At 45.7% G+C, this 22,455-nt stretch carries 13 protein-coding genes; 9 read left to right on the top strand and 4 right to left on the bottom strand.

The window, feature by feature from the left end; genetic code table 11:
• Positions 1–3 precede the first annotated feature (3 nt).
• On the bottom strand, positions 4–2,682 hold the full coding sequence (locus DKW60_RS17050; RefSeq protein ID WP_109838872.1) for a bifunctional acetate--CoA ligase family protein/GNAT family N-acetyltransferase: 2,679 nt from the start codon (positions 2,680–2,682) through the stop codon (positions 4–6).
• Between the two features lie 206 nt (positions 2,683–2,888).
• Here DKW60_RS17050 and phbB point away from each other — a divergent pair, with 206 nt between their 5' ends.
• The 7 genes from phbB to DKW60_RS24100 all read left to right on the top strand — a co-directional run bounded on the left by phbB (position 2,889) and on the right by DKW60_RS24100 (position 11,936).
• The gene (phbB, locus tag DKW60_RS17045; protein WP_109838871.1) at positions 2,889–3,638 is read left to right on the top strand and encodes an acetoacetyl-CoA reductase; all 750 of its coding nucleotides are present in this window, start codon (positions 2,889–2,891) and stop codon (positions 3,636–3,638) included.
• 34 nt (positions 3,639–3,672) lie between these two features.
• On the top strand, positions 3,673–4,854 hold the full coding sequence (locus DKW60_RS17040) for an acetyl-CoA C-acetyltransferase (protein ID WP_109838870.1): 1,182 nt from the start codon (positions 3,673–3,675) through the stop codon (positions 4,852–4,854).
• Positions 4,855–5,311: 457 nt separating this feature from the next.
• The gene (locus DKW60_RS17035) at positions 5,312–5,707 is read left to right on the top strand and encodes a response regulator (protein WP_109838896.1); all 396 of its coding nucleotides are present in this window, start codon (positions 5,312–5,314) and stop codon (positions 5,705–5,707) included.
• Positions 5,708–5,709: 2 nt separating this feature from the next.
• A complete protein-coding gene (locus tag DKW60_RS17030; protein ID WP_109838869.1) occupies positions 5,710–6,231 on the top strand; it encodes a chemotaxis protein CheW in 522 nt (173 codons plus the stop codon).
• The gene (locus DKW60_RS17025; RefSeq protein ID WP_109838868.1) at positions 6,228–8,114 is read left to right on the top strand and encodes a methyl-accepting chemotaxis protein; all 1,887 of its coding nucleotides are present in this window, start codon (positions 6,228–6,230) and stop codon (positions 8,112–8,114) included. Before DKW60_RS17030 ends, DKW60_RS17025 begins: the two co-directional genes overlap by 4 nt.
• A gap of 26 nt (positions 8,115–8,140) precedes the next feature.
• Entirely contained in the window at positions 8,141–11,062 is a 2,922-nt protein-coding gene (locus DKW60_RS17020; RefSeq protein ID WP_146203509.1) for a hybrid sensor histidine kinase/response regulator, read from the top strand.
• Between the two features lie 4 nt (positions 11,063–11,066).
• Complete coding sequence (locus DKW60_RS24100; protein WP_219988803.1) at positions 11,067–11,936, top strand: response regulator; 870 nt, start codon at positions 11,067–11,069, stop codon at positions 11,934–11,936.
• 65 nt (positions 11,937–12,001) lie between these two features.
• Here DKW60_RS24100 and DKW60_RS17010 read toward each other — a convergent pair whose 3' ends face one another.
• Positions 12,002–14,128 (bottom strand): PHA/PHB synthase family protein, encoded by a 2,127-nt coding sequence (locus DKW60_RS17010; protein WP_109838866.1) that lies wholly within the window; start codon positions 14,126–14,128, stop codon positions 12,002–12,004.
• A 399-nt stretch (positions 14,129–14,527) separates the two neighbouring features.
• On the opposite strand from DKW60_RS17010, the gene acs reads away from it, so the two are divergent.
• Together acs and DKW60_RS17000 are read left to right on the top strand one after the other, a co-directional pair.
• On the top strand, positions 14,528–16,471 hold the full coding sequence (gene acs, locus DKW60_RS17005; RefSeq protein ID WP_109838865.1) for an acetate--CoA ligase: 1,944 nt from the start codon (positions 14,528–14,530) through the stop codon (positions 16,469–16,471).
• Between the two features lie 320 nt (positions 16,472–16,791).
• Entirely contained in the window at positions 16,792–17,907 is a 1,116-nt protein-coding gene (locus DKW60_RS17000; protein WP_109838864.1) for a S1C family serine protease, read from the top strand.
• Here the strand turns inward: DKW60_RS17000 and DKW60_RS16995 are convergent.
• Positions 17,890–21,525: an alpha-2-macroglobulin family protein gene (locus DKW60_RS16995; RefSeq protein WP_109838863.1), complete on the bottom strand. Its 3,636-nt coding sequence runs from the start codon at positions 21,523–21,525 to the stop codon at positions 17,890–17,892. The genes DKW60_RS17000 and DKW60_RS16995 overlap by 18 nt on opposite strands.
• A gap of 195 nt (positions 21,526–21,720) precedes the next feature.
• Positions 21,721–22,245: a hypothetical protein gene (locus DKW60_RS16990; protein ID WP_109838862.1), complete on the bottom strand. Its 525-nt coding sequence runs from the start codon at positions 22,243–22,245 to the stop codon at positions 21,721–21,723.
• Between the last annotated feature and the right edge of the window lie 210 nt (positions 22,246–22,455).

Raw genomic sequence — 22,455 nt, 5'->3', positions numbered from 1 at the left:
GTATTAAGCAATACGCTTGCTGACGATCTTCACATTCATATCTTCAGGGTCATTAACAATGGTAAATTCCATTGACTTCATCAGCCCCAACATCTTGTGATTATTCGCCAGTACCTCACCTTCAATCACTGATAAACCTTTATCATAAGCCACTTCAATTAATTTACTCATCAATCGGTGACCTAAGCCCTGATTCTGACGAGCATCAGAAACCACCAGTGCAAACTCACAGCTAATATTATCCGGGTTCGACAAGAAGCGAGCTACACCTAATACGCGCCCTTCTTCTTGCTCAACTGCAACGACCGCCATCTCGAGGTCGTAGTCGATCTGAGTAAAGCGAACCAGCATCTCAGGTGACAAGTGATGCAGTGCATGCATAAACCGGAAATACTTAGCTTCCGACGATAAACTATCCATAAATGTCGTCAACAAACCTGTATCATCCGGACGAATCGGTCTAAGAACGATATCCGTGCCATCGGCCAACTGCTGATTTTCCACAACGCGTGCCGGATACGGATGAATCGCCATATGCGCATATTGACGATTACTGGACTTAGGATAAGCAACACGAATATGGGCATCTACCGCCACGATACCATGCTCATCGACGATCAATGGATTGATGTCCATCTCCTGTATCCATGGCAATTCACAAGCCATCGCCGAAACCCGTAGCAAAATATTAATCACTGCTTCTTTATTCGCTGCAGGCATGTGGCCAAACTCTTCAAGCAGGCGCTTTACTTTGGTTCGGTTAATTAGCTTTTCGGCAAGTAAGCGATTGAGTGGGGGCAATGCCACCGCATGATCCCGCAGTACTTCAACCTGCGTGCCACCACTTCCAAAGCTAATGACGGGACCAAATATTGAATCATTTTTTAGACCAATCATCAGCTCACGGCCATTAGGCGCGATATGCATTTTTTCGATAAGAACACCGTCAATGCGAGCTTCCGGGCGCTTAATTTTGACGTTGTCCATGATTTCGCGGTATACATTACGCACTTTTTGCGCACCACGTATGTTAAGTACGACACCCATCACATCAGACTTGTGTGCAATGTCCGGTGACAGTACCTTCATCGCGACGGGAAAACCAATCGACGTCGCAATCACTAAGGCCTGCTCAGGCGAATAGGCAACGGCATTACGCACCGTGTTGATTGAGAACGCCTGTAATATCGCCATAGACTCTTGAGCTGTTAGCGATTTACGCTTTTCTGACAGCGCCGACTCGATAATCAGGTGTGGCGCTTCCACATCCGCCCGTTCGTGCCCGGTACTGTATTTACTAGGCGACTGTAACAACAACTTTTGGCTTAGCTGATAGGCTGCTAAAAACGAATAAGCATCGATTGTGGATTCAGGGGTTTGATAACTTGGAATTTTTGCTTTAGCAAACAACTCTCTGGAAGACTGTACCTGAGTCCCGCCCATCCACGATGTCAGGATTGGTTTCTTATACTTATCCGCTAAAGCAATCACGGACTTAGCGATTTCTTCTGAGTTTTGAGTCGCTATCGGCGTAAAAAAGGCGACAACACCATCTATATTCTCATCCTGCAGGCACAGCTCAATGGCTTTAGGATAACTGTTTGGATCAGCGCCAAATTTCAGGTCCAGGGGGTTTCGCCGCCCTTGATGTGGTCCAAGAAACTTTGCTAATTTCTTTATCGTTTCCTCTGAAGGTTCAACCAGCTTAAGTCCTTTATCCACTGCATAGTCAGCCGCCAATACACCGGGACCGGCACCATTTGAAATAATCATCAGATTCTTGCCCGCACTGCGGTAGCGTGACGATAGAATCCGGGCAGCAGCAAATAACTGAGTAAACTGACTAATACGAACCACACCTGAGCGAGATAGCGCCTCATCAAACACCTCATCGCTACCAACCATCGCACCGGTGTGTGACATGGGCGTTTCGACTTCTCCGTAAAAACGCCCTACTTTTATCGCAATCACCGGCTTAATACGTGCCGCAGCTCTCAAACCACTCATAAAACGACGTGAGTTATGTAAACCCTCTATGTACAGCAAGATACTGCGTGTATCGGGATCGCTAACCAGATAGTCAAGCACTTCACCGAAATCAAGATCAGCGGAGGCACCCGTCGATACAACTGTTGAGAAACCAATGTCATTAGAATCTGCCCAGTCCAACATGGCACTACAAATGGCACCGGACTGAGACACTATGGCCACATTTCCCGGTTTACTCAGGCTAAAGCCACAACTAATGTTCAAACCAACCTTAGGACGTATAAAACCACTCGAATTAGGCCCTAAAATACGAATACCGTAGGACTGCGCTACCTCCATCACCTTTTGCTCAAGGGCAATCCCCGCATCCCCGGCCTCGCGAAAGCCAGACGCAAATAACACAACATGCTTAACGCCATGCTCTCCACACTGCCGCATAATTGGCAATACTGTTTTTGCAGGCGTTGTGACTACGGCCATTTCAACCGGTTTGTCTAGTGCTGCAAGGTCGGCATAACACTTAATATCGTTGATTTTCTTATGCTTAGGATTTATCGGATAAATTTCACCCTTAAATCCTCCATTCATCAAATTTTCGAAAACAGCCTGTCCAACGGAGTTAGCTCGGTCACTTGCACCAAACATAGCAATGGACTTCGGTAGAAACAGAGAACTTAGGTAATGCGATCGCATAATAGTACCCAGATATCGGTAAAGTTAATTATCATTATTAAATCATTGTTTTATAAAGATTTAGTAATCCTTATATCACTAGAGAGTATTGTATCACACTTGACACTTTTGCATTGATAGCATAATTTGTGCATTGCAGCAAATGTGACTCTTCCCGTCCTGCCTAAAGTGATGGACGGACTTAATTTTATAACAGGATACACATTATGAACGAAAAAAGAATTGCACTGGTAACCGGTGGCAACGGCGGTATCGGTGAGTCAATCTGTATGGCGCTAGTAAACAAAGGCTGTACGGTTATCGCTGGCTATTATCCGGCTGATAAAGAGAATGCTGAAAAATGGCAAGCTGAAATGAAACGCGACGGATACGAGATTATTCTGGCTGCGGCTGACGTTGCTGATTTTGAGCAAACTCAACAGATGGTTGCTAATGTCGAAGAGTCTGTTGGTCCAATCGATATTCTTGTCAACTGTGCCGGTATTACACGTGACGCCAGCCTTAAGAAAATGGAATACTCAGCTTGGGAAGCTGTGATTGATACCAACCTAACCAGTGCCTTCAACGTTACAAAACCAGTCATGATTGGTATGATGGAGCGCGGATTTGGTCGTGTCGTGAACATTTCCTCAGTCAATGGACAGCGTGGACAGTTCGGTCAACCTAATTATTCTGCAGCAAAAGCAGGATTACACGGTTTTACCATGGCTACGGCTCGCGAAGGTGCCCGCAAAGGTGTTACAGTAAATACCGTGTCACCCGGGTACGTTGCGACTGCCATGACAGAAGCAATGCCTGAGAAAGTGTTGGAAGCTATCATTGGCGAAGTACCAATGGGTCGTATGGCTAAGCCAGCAGAAATTGCACAAGCTGTTGCCTGGTTAACGGATGATAATTCCGCTTATGTTACAGGTGCTAACATTCCTGTAAATGGTGGATTATTCATGAGTTTCTAAGCTCTGTATTTTAACCTCGAGAAGGAGTGAATCAATGAGTGATGTAGTAATTGTGGCAGCAAGCCGGACCGCCGTAGGTAACTTCGGTGGTTCACTTGCGAGTGTGCCTGCGCAGCAATTAGGCGCAAAAGTATTAGCTGACTTACTGGAAAAGACGGGCGTGTCTGGTGAATCAGTCGATGAAGTTATTTTGGGCCAGGTACTGACAGCGGGTTCTGGTCAGAATCCGGCACGTCAAAGCGTTATCGCGGCAGGCTTGCCTGAGTCTGTTCCGGCTATGACAATCAATAAAGTCTGCGGTAGTGGACTCAAGTCTGTTCAACTTGCCTTTCAAGCCATCAAATGTGGTGACGCGGATATCGTGATCGCTGGTGGTCAGGAAAATATGAGTGCCTCCCCTCACGTTCTGCCTAACTCACGAAATGGCCAGAAGATGATGGACTGGAAAATGAAGGACACTATGATTCAGGATGGATTATGGGATGCTTTCAATGACTACCACATGGGGACGACTGCTGAGAATATTGCTGATAAGTATGAAATCAGCCGTGAGACTCAGGATGCATTCGCTGCAGCCTCTCAGCAAAAAGCCGAAGCGGCTCAAAAAGCAGGCAAATTTGAAGACGAGATTGTTCCGGTCGAGATCCCTCAGCGACGTGGTGATCCGGTTGTTTTCGCTCAGGATGAATTTCCGCGTCACGGTACCACTGCAGAAAGTCTGGGCAAGCTACGTGCTGCGTTCTCACGTGATGGTACAGTAACTGCTGGTAATGCATCTGGCATCAATGATGGTGCAGCAGCGGTGATGGTAATGAGTGCCAGCAAAGCTGAAGAGCTTGGCCTGACACCACTTGCAAAGATTGTTTCTTATGCCTCTACGGGTGTTGACCCAAAGATTATGGGAACCGGACCCATTTCTGCCAGCCAAAAGTGCCTGGCTAAAGCAGGCTGGGAAGTATCTGATCTTGACTTGGTTGAGGCGAATGAAGCATTCGCAGCACAGGCGCTATCTGTAAATATGGATATGGGCTGGGATGCTGAGAAGGTGAATGTAAACGGTGGTGCGATTGCTATCGGTCACCCGATTGGTGCTTCAGGTGCAAGAATTTTGGTCAGCTTATTACATGAAATGCAACGAAGTGACGCCAAAAAAGGACTGGCTACTCTGTGTATCGGTGGTGGTATGGGTATTGCTATGACAGTAGAACGCGCCTAAATAAGCCATACTTCAAGCCAGATAAAACCTATCTGAAACAGAGGCCTTGTGTGTGAAAACATACAGGGCCTTATTGTTATAGATTTTCACACTCTCAATAAAAATAAATTATTAATTGAATTATTTATAATAATAGGACAAACGGTATCATTGCATCTACTATAATTCCTGTGTCTACTTCGAATAAGTGTATATACCCCCTAAAATCATAACGATACCCCCTCCGTTTGTCTTTTAGTGTGTGTACATACTTCAAAATCTAATGAGTATTTAACCGATCAATGGTTAACCACTCGGCTGATTTCTGTGCTATTTCTGCACAGGAAAAACTACAATTCGACCTATGTATTGTAAAAACTGGGAGACTGCTGTGCATCTAACCAATGTTTCACCACACCAAGATTTACCTTTACCCATGGGTTTAATTGGTCAACTAACAACGCCAGGAACACCCTCAATGAGTGATGATAAAAGCAACTATTCACGTTCGGGCTCTATTAAAAATATTCTTATAGCAGATGATTCAAATACTGAAAGAACACACCTTAAAAAAATTCTGGAGTCTGCGGGGTATGTTGTAACGGAGGCTCCATCCGGTTCAAAGGCATTTGAACTAGCCAAATCCAATATGCCGGACTTGATACTACTCGACATCATTATGGATGATGGTGACGGTTATCAAACTTGCCGCAAACTCAAACGTGCCCCTGAAACCAGTGACATACCGGTGATCATGGTTTCAAGCAAGCAAAACGATGTGGATCGTAAATGGGCACTAAAGCTTGGTGCACTGGACTACATCGTTAAACCATACAATGATGAAGATTTGATTCAGCGATTGAGTGAAGTGTAATAATGACGGATGAGATTCAACCAGTAACGCCTGAATCAACCGGAACGCCTCAGTTTTATTACTCAATCGAAGACTTTGATATCCTGCTGGAGCCAACGGTAAGAACGGAAATTGTGGAGCAACGCAATATTTATCCTATTCCACATGCACCTGAGTGGTGCCGTGGCATGATAAGTTTGCGGGGAAAACTACTACCCGTCCTAAACGTACATCGTTTACTTGGCAGGCAATCACAAACCCAGTCGCACTGGCTGCTAGTGGTTGAATCTGACCCTCTTCCTGCGGTGGTTATCCGCATCGACCGGCTCCCGATGCAACATATTGTTCAAGCCGATGACTTTCAAAGTATTGAAGATCTGAACCTACCCTTCTGGCTGACATCCGCCATCGATGTGGAAGGAAGAAATATTTATAAGGCGGATCATCATAAGCTGTTTGAGCTTCTCATTCTGCAGAATCAGCAAGCTGCTAAGCCGGGCAGTGAAACACTTCTTACACCAGACTCATCAGGAAATCAGGCATGAGTAAAAACTCCACATCACCACAATCTCAGAGAGCAGTTCAAGGCGGCATTATGTCGATCCGTTCGCGGGTTGCGCTGTCAATTACCGCTCCCTTAGTCATTCTGCTTGTAGTGAGTGTAATGAGCCTGCTCACGCTAATGAAAAGCTCCTCAACACTGATCGAGCTTAATGAAGTGAATGCTAAGGTTCTTGAAACCACTGAAATTAAATCACTGATTCAAGAGGACTTTCTGGGACAGCTCAATTATATTAAGTCCGCTACGCTGAAACCGGACAGAGGACTCACCAAACTCATTATCAAACGTCAGGAGCTTGAAAAAGTGTGGCCTGGCTATATTGCAAGTGTGGAAAGTGATGATAAAGCAGTCGCTGAAGAATTAATTTCAGGTAAAGCGCATTTTGATACTCGTCTGGACGAACTCATGGCGATTCTCACCGAAGAATCTCCAGATACCTATCAAAAGTTTTTTGAGGCAACCCGATACCATATATTTGCAGACCGCTCTGCGACAGGCTTTCCCTTGGACGTTATTTCTCACCTTGGAAATCCACTGATTACCGCTTTAGAAAAGCGCATTGAATCTAATAAAATCAACAACCAAACAGCCTTTGAAGAAGCCAAAAACAGTATTGATCTGGCTACAGCAACCATTGCAACCGTTATACTATTGGGTTTGATTTTCATTATGATGTCGGGTGTATTGCTGTATAGCTCCATCGCACGACCCGTAAATCACCTGACGCAAGTGGTTAACTCTATGTCTGCAGGAGATACCACTGCCCGCTCCAGACTTCGTGGTAATGATGAATTGACTCACCTGGGTAATGCCTTTAACCGAATGGTTGATGATAGTACACAGCTTCAGGAACAGGTAAACCGGGACAACGATGCAATTAACCATTCGGTATTCTCACTGCTTGAGGCAGTATCTGACCTAAGTGAACGTGACCTGACAGTTCGGGCACAAGTTACTGAGGATGCGACCGGGCCGCTGGCTGACGCAATCAACCAACTGGCTGAAGATACTACTGAAGTATTGGATCAGGTTAAAACCATCGCCTCTTCGGTAGAAGAAACTTCAACCATCGTAAACGAGCGCTCTCAATCGGTTAACGTGCTAGCCAAAGAAGAACAAGCGGAGGCACAAGAAACAGCGAATCAAATTGAACGCATTCGCCGCCGCCTTGAAATTATTGCCCAGTCAGCACTACAAACCAATGATATGGCGGGCAAGACATCCGGCACCACTCAGGATGCTTATCAGTCAGTATCTCGCTCTATGGGCAGCATGAATGAGATTAGAAATACCGTACAAGACACGGGTAAGCGTATTAAACGCTTAGGTGAGCGTTCCCAGGAGATCAGTTACATTACCGATATCATTAATGGTATCGCGGAGCGCACCACAGTATTGGCACTGAACGCGAATATGCAGGCCATGGCTGCCGGTGAGGCTGGTAAAGGCTTCTCGGTAATCGCCGATGAAATCCAACGCCTTGCAGAAAGCTCACGTGAATCTACGGAGCAAATCTCTACGCTGGTTAAAAACATTCAGAAAGAAACCAAGTCAACCATCGCCACCATGGATCATACCATCGAGCAGGTTGTTGAAGGTTCCGCTTTGGCAGATGAAGCGACGCGTCAAATGCAAGAGACTCTTGATGCAACCAACCAACTGACCTCGTCGGTTAACGACATTGCAAATGCCTCCAAAGAACAAATGGAAATGAGTGAAACACTGCAATCCAGTGCGACCCGCATTATGGAGTCCACGACGGCTACCGGTAAGGAAATGAATTTACTGGCTCAACTCACCAACGACATGACTGATTACGCCAAGCAATTGGTAGAGTCGGTTAATGTTTTCAAGCTTAAGCCTTGAGGTGATGATGAGATTGGATAATAGCCATGACTGAGATGATTCAAGAAGTTGCCGCAGAGCTTGAAGATGTTGCCATGCTGTTGGCGGGCCGAGAACCTGTAGCTGCAAACCTGTCAGACAAGGAAAGCGTAATCCAGGCAGATGCTGTGGGTGCTGAATTTCAGCGTCTGGAGCTGGCAGGTGAAATGTTGGACTTCACGCCGTTACAATCGCTGTGTCGCTGGCTAACAAAAAATACTCAACACGCAGCGAAGTCCCCGGAGACCTTTGTTCGATTACACAATGAAGGCCATTTTTACCAATGGGCTGAGTTAGTAGCTGCAAGCATCCGTCAGCAAGATACGTTGTTATTGCCAGAGTTAACCAGTGCCTTGAATGATCCGGTCTGGCCGGTTCCGATTGAAACGGACGTATTGCAAGCGCTGTTATTGTCTCTGGCAGAGCCAAGTCTCGCCAAAAAAGGTGCGCAAGGTGACGCAGAAACAGAAACAGAAACAGAAACAGAAACAGAAACAGAAACAGAAACAGAAACAGAATTATCACCGGCTTCGGTAAGTACCAGTCAATACTCTATTGCATGGGATCCTGATGTACACCCGGAAATCCTCAGCGCCTTCTTATCAGACACACCGGATCAGATAGTAGAGTCCACTGCGCTCATTCACAAAATAGCCAAGGGTCTGGCTACTAAAGACGAACACAAACTAGCCGCCAGACTCACCCACACCATCAAAGGTGCTAGTGGTGTCGTTGGTGTATCGTCAATGACCGCATTCACTCATCAATTAGAAGAGATTCTCGAACACTCCGTCGACCACAAACTCGACAGTGAAACACAAGAGTTACTTTCTGCCTCTGCTGATTGTTTGGATGGAATGGGCGAGGCGATGTTAAACAATCAACCGCTGCCCTCCTCTTTTGAGAAAGTCCTAACGCAACTTGAATCGACGGCCAAACAATTAGAGACTTCAGGCCGTGTTTTTGATGAGGACGATGAGGAAGAAGTCGTTTTCGCACCACCTCCCAAAAAACCAACATCACCAGCTAAACCCACAAAAACAGCTGAAACAGATCCGTTGATACTCTCGACGGAGTTGCTGGCATCACAAGCTTTATTCAGTAATTCAACGCCGAATCTCAGCAGTAGACGTACCTCTTCAAATGAAGCAAGCATGAGAGTACCAATCAGTCTGATTGATGACCTTCTCAACTTAGCCGAAGAGCTGGTTACATCCACCAGTCAGGTGAATGACAGAGTTAAAAATATTCTTCGGGAGAGTCAGCAGCTAAGGCAGCTCGAAGAGCGTATGAGCACGAATATGGATGAGCTGGAACATTCTATTGACCAGCAATTCCGGCAAGTAAAGCGTCAGAGCGACGAAACCGAAGCGTTTGATCAACTTGAGTTAGAAGTCTACAACGAGCTGCACAGCGTTCACTCATTGCTGAGTGAAACAATCGCGGATAACCGTGATATTGAACGCAGTATGCAACAAAATCTGCGTGAGCTCAGCGATCAACTCCACTCTCAACAGCGCATAAATCGCGAACTTAACACTACGATTCTGGATACCAGAATGGAGTCTCTGGAGACATTGACGCCGCGTCTGGAACGTATTGTACGTGAGACTTGCAGAAGTACCGGTAAAAAAGCTGAACTCGTCATTAGCGGCAGTGATCTTGCAGTGGATACCGATATCCTTAAGGGCCTGACTGACCCACTGCTTCACTTACTGCGGAATGCCGTTGACCACGGTATTGAACCCGCAGAACAACGCACCGCTGCCGGTAAACCAGAGAGTGGGCTGATCGAACTAAGTTTTAAACAAGAAGGTCGATACGTCACCATGACACTGACTGATGACGGCAAAGGCATAGACCCTGAAGCCATCTATCAACGTGCTCTAAGTCAGGACCTGATCTCTGCTGATAATGAATTAAGCGATGATGAGAAACTCAGACTTATTTTACAAGCTGGTCTCTCTACACGGGATGCTGTCAGTAATATCTCTGGCCGTGGCGTGGGTATGGATGTCGTTCAGGACGCAGTATCAAGACTGCGCGGAAATTTGGATATACAGTCAACCGTAGGGGTAAACAGTACCGTTCATATTCGTTTACCCCTGACGTTAGTGGCTGCAAATGCATTGATGGCAAGTGTTGCTGACAAGACAGTGGCTATTCCGGTTGATAGCATTGACCGCCTTGAGACCATCCAACCCGATAATATTTCAGTGGAAGATGGCAGTATTACCGCGCAAATAAATGATAAGACATATCAAATTCGTCAGTTATCTCAGTTGCTAGGCTGGGGCAATCCTAAGCCAGACAGTGATTCAGCGCTTAATGTCATTTTGTTCGATCATCAACAACAGTCCTTCGCATTAATTGTAGATACCGTGCTGCAACCACGTGAAGTCGTTGTGAAGTCGCTTGCGCCATGGCTCAGTAATGTGCCGGGGATAAATGGTGCCTGCCTGTTAAGTGATGGTGCGGTTGCGCCTGTATTGGATATTCCCCGCCTGATCCCGTTCGCTAAAGACACATCGACTGACCTGTTTGAAGCCGCTCCTGAGCAGAAGCTAACGGCATTAGTACTGATTGTGGATGACTCTCTCAGTAACCGTAAGGCACTGAGTATTACAGCTGAGCAATTGGGTTATCGGACTGTCACGGCTATTGATGGTGAGGACGCACTGCAGGTACTGAATGATCAGCAACCTGACATCATTCTAAGTGATCTTGAAATGCCACGCATGAACGGCCTAGAGTTTGCTCAGGCCGTACGTGCCAGAAATACTGACAGCCTTCTACCATTTATTATGATTACCTCACGTGCGACCAATAAACATCGTCAGCAAGCAAAGTTGGCGGGTGTGAATGATTATTTGGTTAAACCTGTTGATCGAGAAACACTTCAGAACTATCTCGAAAAGTGGTTAAATTAGACGCATGGATACTTTGAAAGAATCGCAATCCGACACCACGACACAGGCTGACACACCCAGTGCTATCAGCATTTGCTTTATTGATTTACCAACGGCTGACAAGGCGACGTTTGAGCGAGTCATCACCTTTTGTGCAGCACGTGGTCAGCACTTTGAGATAAGTGATTCAGTTGATGCTGATGTGCTGATTACGAATGACGAGACAGCGAGTATTGAATCGGCTATTGCACAACAAGATGGCAATATGCTGCTGGTCGTGTCGAATGATCAGAACTGTGAAGCTGGAGATATACAACTTCAACGCCCCCTGCTTGTAACGCGTGTAATGCGTACGATGGAAACGCTGTCCAAACGCATTGGCTCAAAAAAGAAATCAACCATAAGTACTAAACCAACACCAACAACCGTTGCGCCCGCAACAGAAACGAAACCTGCCCCTTCTACTGCGACCGTTACACCTGAATCTTCAGCGAATGTTCAAAAGTCTTATTTGGCATTAGTTATCGATGACAGTGCCGCGATTCGCAAACAATTAGAAATCGAATTACGAACGTCAGGTATGCAAAGCGATTTTGCAGAATCCGGTGAAGAAGCCTTAGAGAAAATAGCCGATAAAGAATACGACCTGATATTTCTGGACATTATGATGCCGGGGATCGATGGTTATGAGACTTGTGGGCAGATACGTAAAGACCCTCGCTACAAAAAAACGCCGGTCATTATGCTTAGTGGAAAAACTTCACCACTTGATGAAGTAAAAGGGGTCTTAGCTGGCGCATCAACCTATTTAACCAAACCTGTTAAGCATCAGCATTTTCAGGAAGTTACCGAGCGAATTACCCGCTGGCTGAATGAGTTTGGAAAAAACAGTTAACGACACAAATTGATGGCAATAAAAAAGCTCCCACAGGAGCTTTTTTATTGCCTGAAACTAATCAATTACTTCTGATCAGAATCTTTTTTTGCGTCAGCCTCTGTTTGCTGTTTAGCTGGCTCTTCAGCTTTAGCAACTGGCTTTTTAGCAGCTGACTTAGCTTTTGCGGGCGATTTTGCTGCTTCAGTCTTCTTCACAGTAGCAGATTGCTTAGCACCCGCTGTGTCCGTTGACTTTTTTGTCGCTGGTTTCGCTTTGGCAACTGGCTTTGTCTCAGCTTTTTTACTCGCTGGCTTCTTTGCAGTCGCTTTTTTAGCCGCTGGCTTTTTGGTAGCACTTGCTTTTGCTTTAGTCGCTGTTTTTTTTGCAACAGGCTTAATGACAGTTGTTTCGAGCTTTGGTACCGGCTCACCTAAACGACACTTCACATACGTACCTGGTGCGTCCTCAATGACTTTCAGAGCGCCGCTTCCCGGCTTACGGGCAGCTACTTGCTTGTTGTCTAATGCACGTACCCACTTATCCCACTCAGGCCACCACGAACCTTCAAACTGTTCAGCGCTATCTGCCCATGTTTGTGGATCGTCTGGTAAGTCATCAGTAAAGCGGTAACCATATTTCACTTGTGTAGGAGGGTTAACGATTCCGGCAATATGACCAGAACCACCCAAGATAAAGCGAGTTTTGCCACCCAGTAATTTCGCACCCTTATAGGTAGAAAGCCACGGAGCGATGTGATCATCAACGGCAGAAATAAAGCAGCTCGGAATATCAATCTTTGATAAGTCAATATCAACACCCTCAACTGTCACCGCCTGAGGCTTACATAATTGGTTTTCCAGATACATATTGCGTAGATACCAAGAGTGCATCTTAGCCGGCATACGCGTTGAATCTGAATTCCAGAACAACAAGTCAAACGGGCGGGCGTCGTTGCCGAGCAAGTAATTATTGATGTAGAAAGACCAAATCAAATCATTAGCACGCATCAAATTAAACGCACCTGACATACCGGCACCATCGAGGTAACCCTGTGTATCCATTCGCTCTTCAATATTCTGGATTTGCTCTTCATCAATGAATACTCCCAACTCACCCGGCTCGGAGAAGTCGATCATCGTGGTGAAGAACGTCGCACTCTTAATGCGCTCATCCCCTATTTGCTTCATATACGACAACGTCAGGCTCAGCAGTGTTCCACCGATACAATAACCAATGGCATTGATATCGCTTTCGCCCGTTGCTGCCTCTACTGCATCTACTGCAGTCAGAACACCCTCTTTCATATAAGTCTCGAAACCAACATCTCGGTAGGTTTCATCAGGGTTAACCCATGACACGACGAAGACAGTGTGACCCTGATCCGTTAGCCACTTCAACATTGAGTTTTTAGGCTGTAAATCAAGGATGTAGAATTTATTAATCCATGGTGGGACGATCATCAAAGGACGCTTGAGTACTTTTTCAGTGGTTGGTGTGTACTGAATGAGCTGGAACATGCGGTTTTGGAAAACCACTTTACCCGGCGTCGCTGCAACGTTCTCACCCAAAGTAAATGCTTCAGTATCCGTCATACGAATATTGAGCTGACCACTACCGTTGTCCATATCAGCCATCATATTCTTCAGGCCGCTAATCAGGTTTTCACCTTTGGTTTCGAGTACTTTCTCAATCACCGCAGGATTGGTTGCCGCAAAGTTCGTTGGTGACAACGCATCTAAATAGCGCTCGGTGAAGAATTCAACTTTTTCAGCTGTCTTCTCATCCAAGCCCTCAACATCCTGCACTACATCACGCATCCATTTAGAGGTCAGAAGGTACGACTGTTTGATGGTGCCGAAGACCGGGTTGTTTGACCAATCCTCATGTTTGAAACGACGATCACCCGCTTCTTCAGTGATCACTGGCTTAGATGACTGCCCTAACATGGCGTTAAACATTTGCTGTGAAAGAGCCATCGAGTTTTGGAAAAAACGCATATTAGCGTCCACTAACTTCTTAGGATCACTAGTTGCAGCTTTTAACCACTCTGAATAAGCTGCAGACAGATTAAACGGATCCATATTGAGGTTTTCGTGTGACTTTGCAAATTCATCCATCATCGATTGAATGTGCTGAAAATTCTGTTTCATTGCCTCTGTTGCTGCTTCCAGATGATTTGCAGCTTCGTCTAGTTTGTCATGCTCAGACATATTGTATCCCTTACCAATTGACTCGTATGTTACTCATTATTAAGAGCAGTAAATTTGACCTACATCATAACATCGTTATCAGAGTGGCCCAAACTATCTGCAGTGCTCAGGCTAATATAGCAGCTTATTGTGCACCGCACAATAATATAAGATTTTGCAGTAAAACCACTATGATATACCTTAGGCGTATGATTGTGCGTCACTATAAAATTTTTTACTATTGTGATTATCAATAGTAAAGCCTAAAAGTCGTTCACTATATTTAAGTCTAATATAGAGAATTAGGCCAGCCACTTAGAGTGACTCATGCAAAATGTTATTATGTACGCCTTAGTTGAGCGACGAGTCCACTAGTGGCCTTAGTTTGAGAAGAGTGATTACCCATGGAGAAATGTACTTATGTCTGAAAAAACGTTCCCGGTTTCGGCTGAATTTGCTGCACAGGCAAACATCAATAAAGCCCAGTTTGAAGAAATGTATGCACGTTCAATCGACGACCCTGAAGGTTTCTGGGATGAGCAAGCTAACAAGTATGTCAGCTGGTTTAAGCCATGGAAGAAAACGATGGACTGGAGCTTTGATCAGGAAGATCTGCACATCAACTGGTTCACAGAAGCAAAACTAAACGTATCTTATAACTGTATTGACCGTCACCTTGAAAAGCGTGCGGATCAGGTTGCGATTATCTGGGAAGGCGACAGTCCTGAAGATACACGTAAGATCACTTACCGTGAACTACACGAGGAAGTATCTAAGTTCGCTAACGTATTAAAAGCACGTGGCGTTGAGAAAGGCGATCGCGTTTCTTTGTACCTGCCAATGATTCCTGAAGCTGCTATCGCGATGCTGGCTTGTACCCGTATCGGTGCGATCCACTCGATCGTATTCGGTGGCTTCTCACCTGAAGCACTAGCAAGTCGTATCAATGACTCTGACTGCCGTGTTGTAATCACGGCTGACCAATCTATGCGTGGTGGCCGCCGTGTTCCTCTGAAGAGCAATGCTGATATCGCTCTGGAGCACTGCCCTAACGTTCATTCTTGCATCGTGGTAAAGCGCGGTGGTGATCCAATCGAGTGGACTGAAGACCGTGACGTTTGGTATCACGAAGCAGTTGATGCAGCGAGTGCAGACTGTGAACCTGAGCAAATGGATTCTGAAGATCCGTTATTCATCCTTTACACGTCTGGTTCTACTGGTACGCCAAAGGGTGTTCAGCACACAACGGGTGGTTACTTAGTTCAGGCTGCAATGACTCACGAAGCAGTGTTTGACTACAAAGAAGGTGATGTTTACTGGTGTACAGCGGACGTCGGCTGGGTTACAGGTCACACTTACATCGTGTATGGCCCGCTGGCTAACGGTGCAACTACAGTCATGTTTGAAGGTATTCCGACTTACCCTGACATTTCACGTTTCTGGGAAGTGGTTGATAAACACAACGTCAGCATTTTCTACACAGCACCTACGGCAATCCGCTCTTTAATGGGTGCGGGTAACGAGCCTGTTGAAAAGACTTCACGTAAGAGCTTACGTGTATTGGGTACGGTTGGTGAGCCAATCAATCCTGAAGCATGGGAGTGGTATTACAACATCGTCGGTAATGGTAAGTGCCCAATCGTTGATACATGGTGGCAGACTGAGACTGGTGGTCACATGATGACGCCTCTTCCGGGTGTTAATGACCTGAAGCCAGGTTCTGCTATGCAGCCATTCTTCGGTGTGAACCCTGTACTGCTTGATGATGAAGGTAACGAGATCGAAGGTAGCCCTGCTGCGGGTAACTTAGCGATTGATCGTCCTTGGCCTGCAATGATTCGCACCGTATTTGGCGACCACAAGCGTTTCTATGAGACGTATTTCTCAATGTTTAAGGGTTACTACTTCACGGGTGACGGCGCACGTCGTGACGAAGATGGTCACTACTGGATCACGGGTCGTGTTGATGACGTATTAAACGTCTCTGGTCACCGTCTAGGTACTGCTGAAATCGAAGCGGCTCTTGGTCTTCATGAGAAGGTAGCAGAAGCGGCGGTTGTCGGTTATCCACATGACCTGACTGGTCAGGGTATTTATGCATACGTCACACTAATGGACGGCGAAGTGGGTACTGATGAGCTGAAGACTGAACTGGTTAAACTGGTACGTGCTGAAATCGGCCCAATCGCTAAGATTAATCTGATTCAGTGGTCTCCTGGCCTGCCAAAAACTCGTTCTGGTAAGATCATGCGTCGTATCCTTCGCAAGATCGCAACTAACGAGATCGATAGCTTGGGCGATACTTCAACACTTGCTGATCCTTCAGTAGTTGATGACCTGATCGAGCATCGCGAAAACAGCTAATTTCTGGCTTAATCCGCGACACAGAGGCCCGACTGAGTTCGGGCCTTTTTATTGCCCATCTTATTGCGGATTAAGACGACTTAACCCTTAATCATTTATCACCTACTATTTTGAACGATCTGGAAAACACATACATACTTTTGCATCAACACAATTACAAAATATTGGACTGATTAGTCTGCTAACACTTACCCTCATTCATATGACCACTTGGAGTGTTAACACAACAGATTAAACTATTATTAACTCGCTAATGTGTTGAATGAGCGATAATAATCCCCACACTTTTCATAATAGTCTTTGATAAAAACGCCCCTGCCATGCTTAAAAAACTCCTTAACCTGACAATTTGGACAATCGTTGCGCTAGTCATATTATTTGTCTGCAAACCCTATATTCAAAACTGGTTATTGGATGGTCAAAGCCAACCCAGAGTGGTTACCGAGCGTGGCGACTTTAATTCTGATGAACAAAACACCATAAACATCTTTCAACGTGTCAGCCCTTCTGTTGTCTTTATTAATACGCTAGATACACAGTTGAACCCGTGGACACGTACCTTTAAAGAAACACCGCTAGGTTCCGGCTCTGGGTTTATTTGGGATAATCAGGGGCATGTCGTCACCAACTTCCATGTGATCAAAGACTCCTCCTCTGCCACTGTGAAGTTATCAGACCAACGCGTCTATGATGCAATTTTAGTCGGTGCCAGCCCTCGGCATGACTTAGCCGTATTGAAGATTAATGTGCCGTTGGACAGCCCTGATCCTGTGCCCATTGGTCGCAGTAAGAACTTACAAGTAGGACAAAAGGTTTATGCCATTGGCAATCCTTTTGGACTGGATCACACGCTGACTACCGGCATTATTTCTGCGTTAGGGCGTTCCATAGACAGCGAGGCAGGTGGACGTATAGAAAGCCTGATTCAAACCGATGCAGCAATTAACCCGGGCAACTCAGGCGGTCCCTTGATTGATAGCGCGGGGCGACTCATTGGTATCAACACCGCTATCTACAGTCCTTCAGGTTCATCCTCCGGCATTGGTTTTTCTATTCCGGTTGATAATGTTAATCGCGTAGTACCGCAGCTTATCTCTAAGGGTCGCTATATCCGTCCGGTGTTAGGTGTGACAATGGATGAACGCTATAACGCACTGATCAACCAACGATTTGGCATCCGAGGGGTGGCAGTACTCAACACTGCTAAAAACAGTGGTGCTGAGAAAGTGGGATTAATTGGCATTACCGAACACAATAACCAAAGTGTGCTCGGTGACATGATTCAGCAAATCGACGGGCGCGATGTCGATACTGTTGCTGATTTGCTGGACATTCTCGATGAATATGAGTCTGGCGACACTGTCGAGCTGACCATCCTCAGAAACAAACAACAACTGAAAGTCATGGTGCCACTCACCTCACCTCAGGGTGGTTGATAACTGCCCTGTTTCAAGCGTTGGTGTGACGACTAATATGTGAGCGCGAACCTGCTTTCCTCTAAGGGAGGCAGGAATCACTAACTGAAATTCACCGTTTTCATTCAGGAAACCTCTTTGTACTATTGATAACGGTTTATGCTGACCGGAAGCAACCACCGATGTTGACGCACTAATGGTCTTTAATGTTTGATTATTAGACGACAAGCCAATCTGCCCCAAAGCACTCTCATTATTTACCAGCATCATTGGCAGCATACTAAAGGTACTTTGCTTACCAAGGTATGCATCGTTGTTTTTATTACTGTAGCGAATTTCTGCGTACCTTAAAGTTGATTTGGCCGTGGGCGCTATGCGGCGCGATTCCCTGAAATAATAGGGGTAGCTGTCACCATTATTATCCAGACGGATCATTGATGGCTGATACTGTTGATATAGCTCGCTTAGATTAATTGCTTCACCAGGGGTGTTAACCGTGCCTATGTCGCTGTAATGTACCAGGACTTGTGCTTTTTTATGAATCAAAGCATGACCATCAGATGTAGTCACCTTTAACAATCTATGATCACCAGATGCCTGTTCTGTGATGCTTAGCGTGAGATGTTTACTTACCCAAGGAACAGCGACAAAGATATCTTTATTGTTTATCTGATTTTGCTCAACCCATTCCAGATTGAACGCCAAGCCTCCCTGATGAGACTTTGTAACCGGAAACTCTAACAGGTGCACACCCGGCGATAGCATCTGACTTGCAAGCAACTTACCTTGTTTCAAAATATTTAGGCGTACCCACTGGTTTTGAGTGCCTGAACCCGCCAGTAACTTTAGTGTATCACCCACTTCAGCATTGGCTTTTTGAGCGAGTAACACCTCTCCTGCTTTGAGTCGATTTATATTGTCTGATTCTACAACGATAATATCGAGCTCCTCTGCGGTCCCCACAGACTCTGAGTCAGTTGATTGCTTATCTACTAAGCGTAAACGATATATGCCCGCTTCAAGGCCTTTCAAGTGAAGTCGTGCGAGGCCTTGATTATTATGGTTTAGTTCACCATGTTTTTTAAGCGCACCAAGAATCCACTCCTTCGTTTCATGTTTCTTTTCAGTATCTATTTTGTGCGGCGCATTTAAAGCATATAAAAACCACTCGCTACTCCCGGCCACGCCCTGCCAATGACTATTTGTTTTTGAAAAAGCAAGGTTGATGCCAACAGCAGTTTCGTAAAAGGCCTGGTCACTTTTAATGGTAAAGTAGTGATGATCATTCGCTACATTAAATGGCGTTGATATCGTTTTAAGGCGCTGCCCGTCATCCATAAGGTCTAATTGCAATTCAAATCGATATCGCAAAGCAGACGACTCATCATGTATCGATAAGACAAGTGGTACTTTGAATTGATGATTAATAAGCTCTGAAACACCTTGAGATATCTCAACAGATGACACGAGATCACCATTTGCTTTGAAGCCAGATCTGCGAAGCTTCCAGCTAATATAAGCTTCCTCTAGCTTAGAGCGGTCACTCCGTGCCACACCATTGATAGTCAGAGCTTGATTCGCGGATAAATGCTCGGACAGAGTGTCAATCGTTAAATATGATTCGGCAGTCTTGCTTACATTAATTGATTTATTCCCACGCCAACTGGACTGAAGCCGCCACGTACCAAAATCAATCTCTTGAATATTTTCATCAAGCTGAAGCGTGCCACTGGCTAAGCCGGTTGCGTCTGTTGTCACTTGCTGCTGAAGGATTAATTGGTTGTCAGGATTATAAAGCTTCATCCAGCCTGCACTATCTGCCAAGACGTGTGGCGCGCTCTGTGTATTACGCTCACTTGCTTTCACTAACATCGTCCAATGGATTAAATCACCTGGCTCATAGCTAAGCTGATCAGTAAACACGACCGCCTTAGCTGGCTTTAAGGACCAACGTTGTTCATCTTTCAGTCCTAATAAACCTGGTATTTCAATGACTGAACTATCCACACCGTGCCTTAAACGGATTTGATAGTGATCAGCATCTTTGGTGCGGCTTAAGGTCGCAACTCCATGGACATTGCTTTTAGCACTGGTCAACACAACCGTTGACTCGTCCGTAACTTCAACTAGCTCAACCACAATATTGGGTAACGCACGACCACGGCGGCCATCGTAAGTAGCCACTCTAAACTCACCGTTATGATAACTCACGCTTGCCACATAGTGACTGAGGTGAAGATTTAGTAATTGAACTTTCTCAGTAACATCGGCAAATTCAGCTTGTGGCGAGACCATCAGCAACCACTGACCATGCTCTTCAATCTGTGGGACGAGGTGGGTTTCATGATGTCGCAGATCAGAATAATCAGATAACTCAGCTTTCCACTCAACAGTGGCCGGTTGCTTCAGTAATTCATCTACGACAACTCGCAACTCACCTTCTTCAAGACTTACCGGTAATGGCTCACTGACTTTCCATGCTTTAAAATAAAGACGATACAGATTGCGGTAATTTACTTTGAGAGATGCTCGCCCGATCGCGCTACTTCGCTGCCCGGACACAGAAAACTCCTGATATTCTAATTCACGCAACAGGGCTTTGCTTAGCTTTGCACCATGTGACGTTGGGTGGGCGATACTTGCCTGCACCGCTAAATCATGCGCTTCAAGCAACGCGCTGGCGTGGGGCATTTGTTGCCGGAATAATGACAACTGATATTGGCCCACCGTCCACCACGGATATTGAGCCCCTAATGCTTTCACTGCTTCAGTAAGAGACTGACTCAGAACCTCAGTCTCTTCTGCAGTGGAAAAATGGCGATTTAGCAGCACAACATATAATCGATACACTTCAAGCGCTGCTTCCTTACGTCCCGCACGCTTATGCCAATAGTACAAGCGCTCACTGATGGCTTTAATTCTGTTAAGTGGATGAAGATGCTCATCAAATAACTCCAGATCATCCCGAGCACCCAGTGCTAACAAAGCCGCCAGATCAATATTGCGAAGCTGCTTTTGTTGACGCTGCGTCCAATACAAATCATCTGACAAAAAATCTATCCAGCGACTAGCGACTAAATCAGCAAGGTAGCCTCTGATATGCTCTGGATATTCGCTAGGTGTGAAGTACGCTGAAGCCTGTTTAAGTGTGATTGCATTATCGAGCGCATCATCAAAAGCTGAACGGTAGTAGTTACCAAGGTCAGTAGTGAGCTGATGATATTCGCTGACATGTTTGCCCGCTAACGCCTCATTCCTACCACTATGTGGCACGAGTCCCCAACTTTTATGATTCAGATAATGCTCAATTTCATTAGACGTTGCGATTTTTAAAACGGTATTTGCCAGTAAATCCTCTGGCCATGACTTGGATCTCAGGAAATCTAGCGCTTGTTTGTGCTGCGACTCAAGCGCCCGCAGTCTCGCTGCTCTTACTAAAGTGATCGTCCACAGTTCTACGTCACGCGTATAATCGAGTGATTCCAGCAGACCATCAAGCTGCTCAATCGCGCTTGGGTGGTCAGTACCCTCTAACAGGGTATCGAGGTCAAATTTGTCTGTATTGGCGTAAGTAATTGAGTTCAAGAGCAACAGTAGCCAAAGACAGATCATTCCCCATGCATTGTGGAATGGATTCATTAAAACTCAGAGTTACATTATTCTTTGCCTTACGCGTGTTAGTAGCACGACACGCAGAATAAGCTCATCTCATAACAAGCTTTTTTACATAAAAAAAGCTGCTGTAGGCGTTAACCTACAGCAGCTCGTATCACTAGCTGATCGTTCGTGCGTCAGAACCAATTAGGGTGACAACACAATCAGATAGGAAGTGGCTTACTTCTTATGTTCATCGTCAGTAGAACCACCACCTGAACTTGAACCGTTATCATCATCGTCTTCTGTTGCTTTGTAGATTAAGCCACCGACCAATAAGGCTCCCGCTACTTTAGCCACGGTAGACAGACCACCGCCACCTGCACGACCCGCTGCAACACCACCTGCATTAACATAAGTGTTACGACCTGCATGAGAAGCAGTATTCACATAAGAATGGCTGCCTGACATACCAGCGTGAGCATGGCCTGAAGTCCCTGCGTGAGTATGAGTCACTATTTGACCCGTTGACTGGCTGCTATGACCATGGCTATGTGCTACAGCGTGAGAACCTGGTCCACAGGTCGCACAAGTTGCGCCTGCACCAGCGTAACTGGCATTTGCAGCACCATAAGCACCACCGGCATAAGTGGCATGGCTGGCAGCTACACCAGAATATCCAGCGTGTCTTGAACCTGAACTGGAACAACCAGCTAGTACCAAGACGGCTGACATTGCCAAAATTGTTGGAACGACCTTTTTCATTGTATCTCCTTACAGCTCTAAAGCTTATTGTATACTTATTAATCAGAAATCAATCAGTTAGGTCTGAAACCGACATATAAACTCGGTATAAAACTGATCTCGAGACAATTTTGAATAAGTATCAATAGAGCAACAATCAAAGGTCGGATAAACGGTAGACTTTCAAAGATAGCACCGCTCACATACCGAGCAGGCACAAAAAAGCCCGAA

It is taken from the genome of Leucothrix pacifica, from assembly GCF_003172875.1.
Taxonomy (GTDB): Bacteria; Pseudomonadota; Gammaproteobacteria; order Thiotrichales; family Thiotrichaceae; genus Leucothrix; species Leucothrix pacifica.
This window is presented reverse-complemented; position numbering and strand designations above follow the sequence as displayed.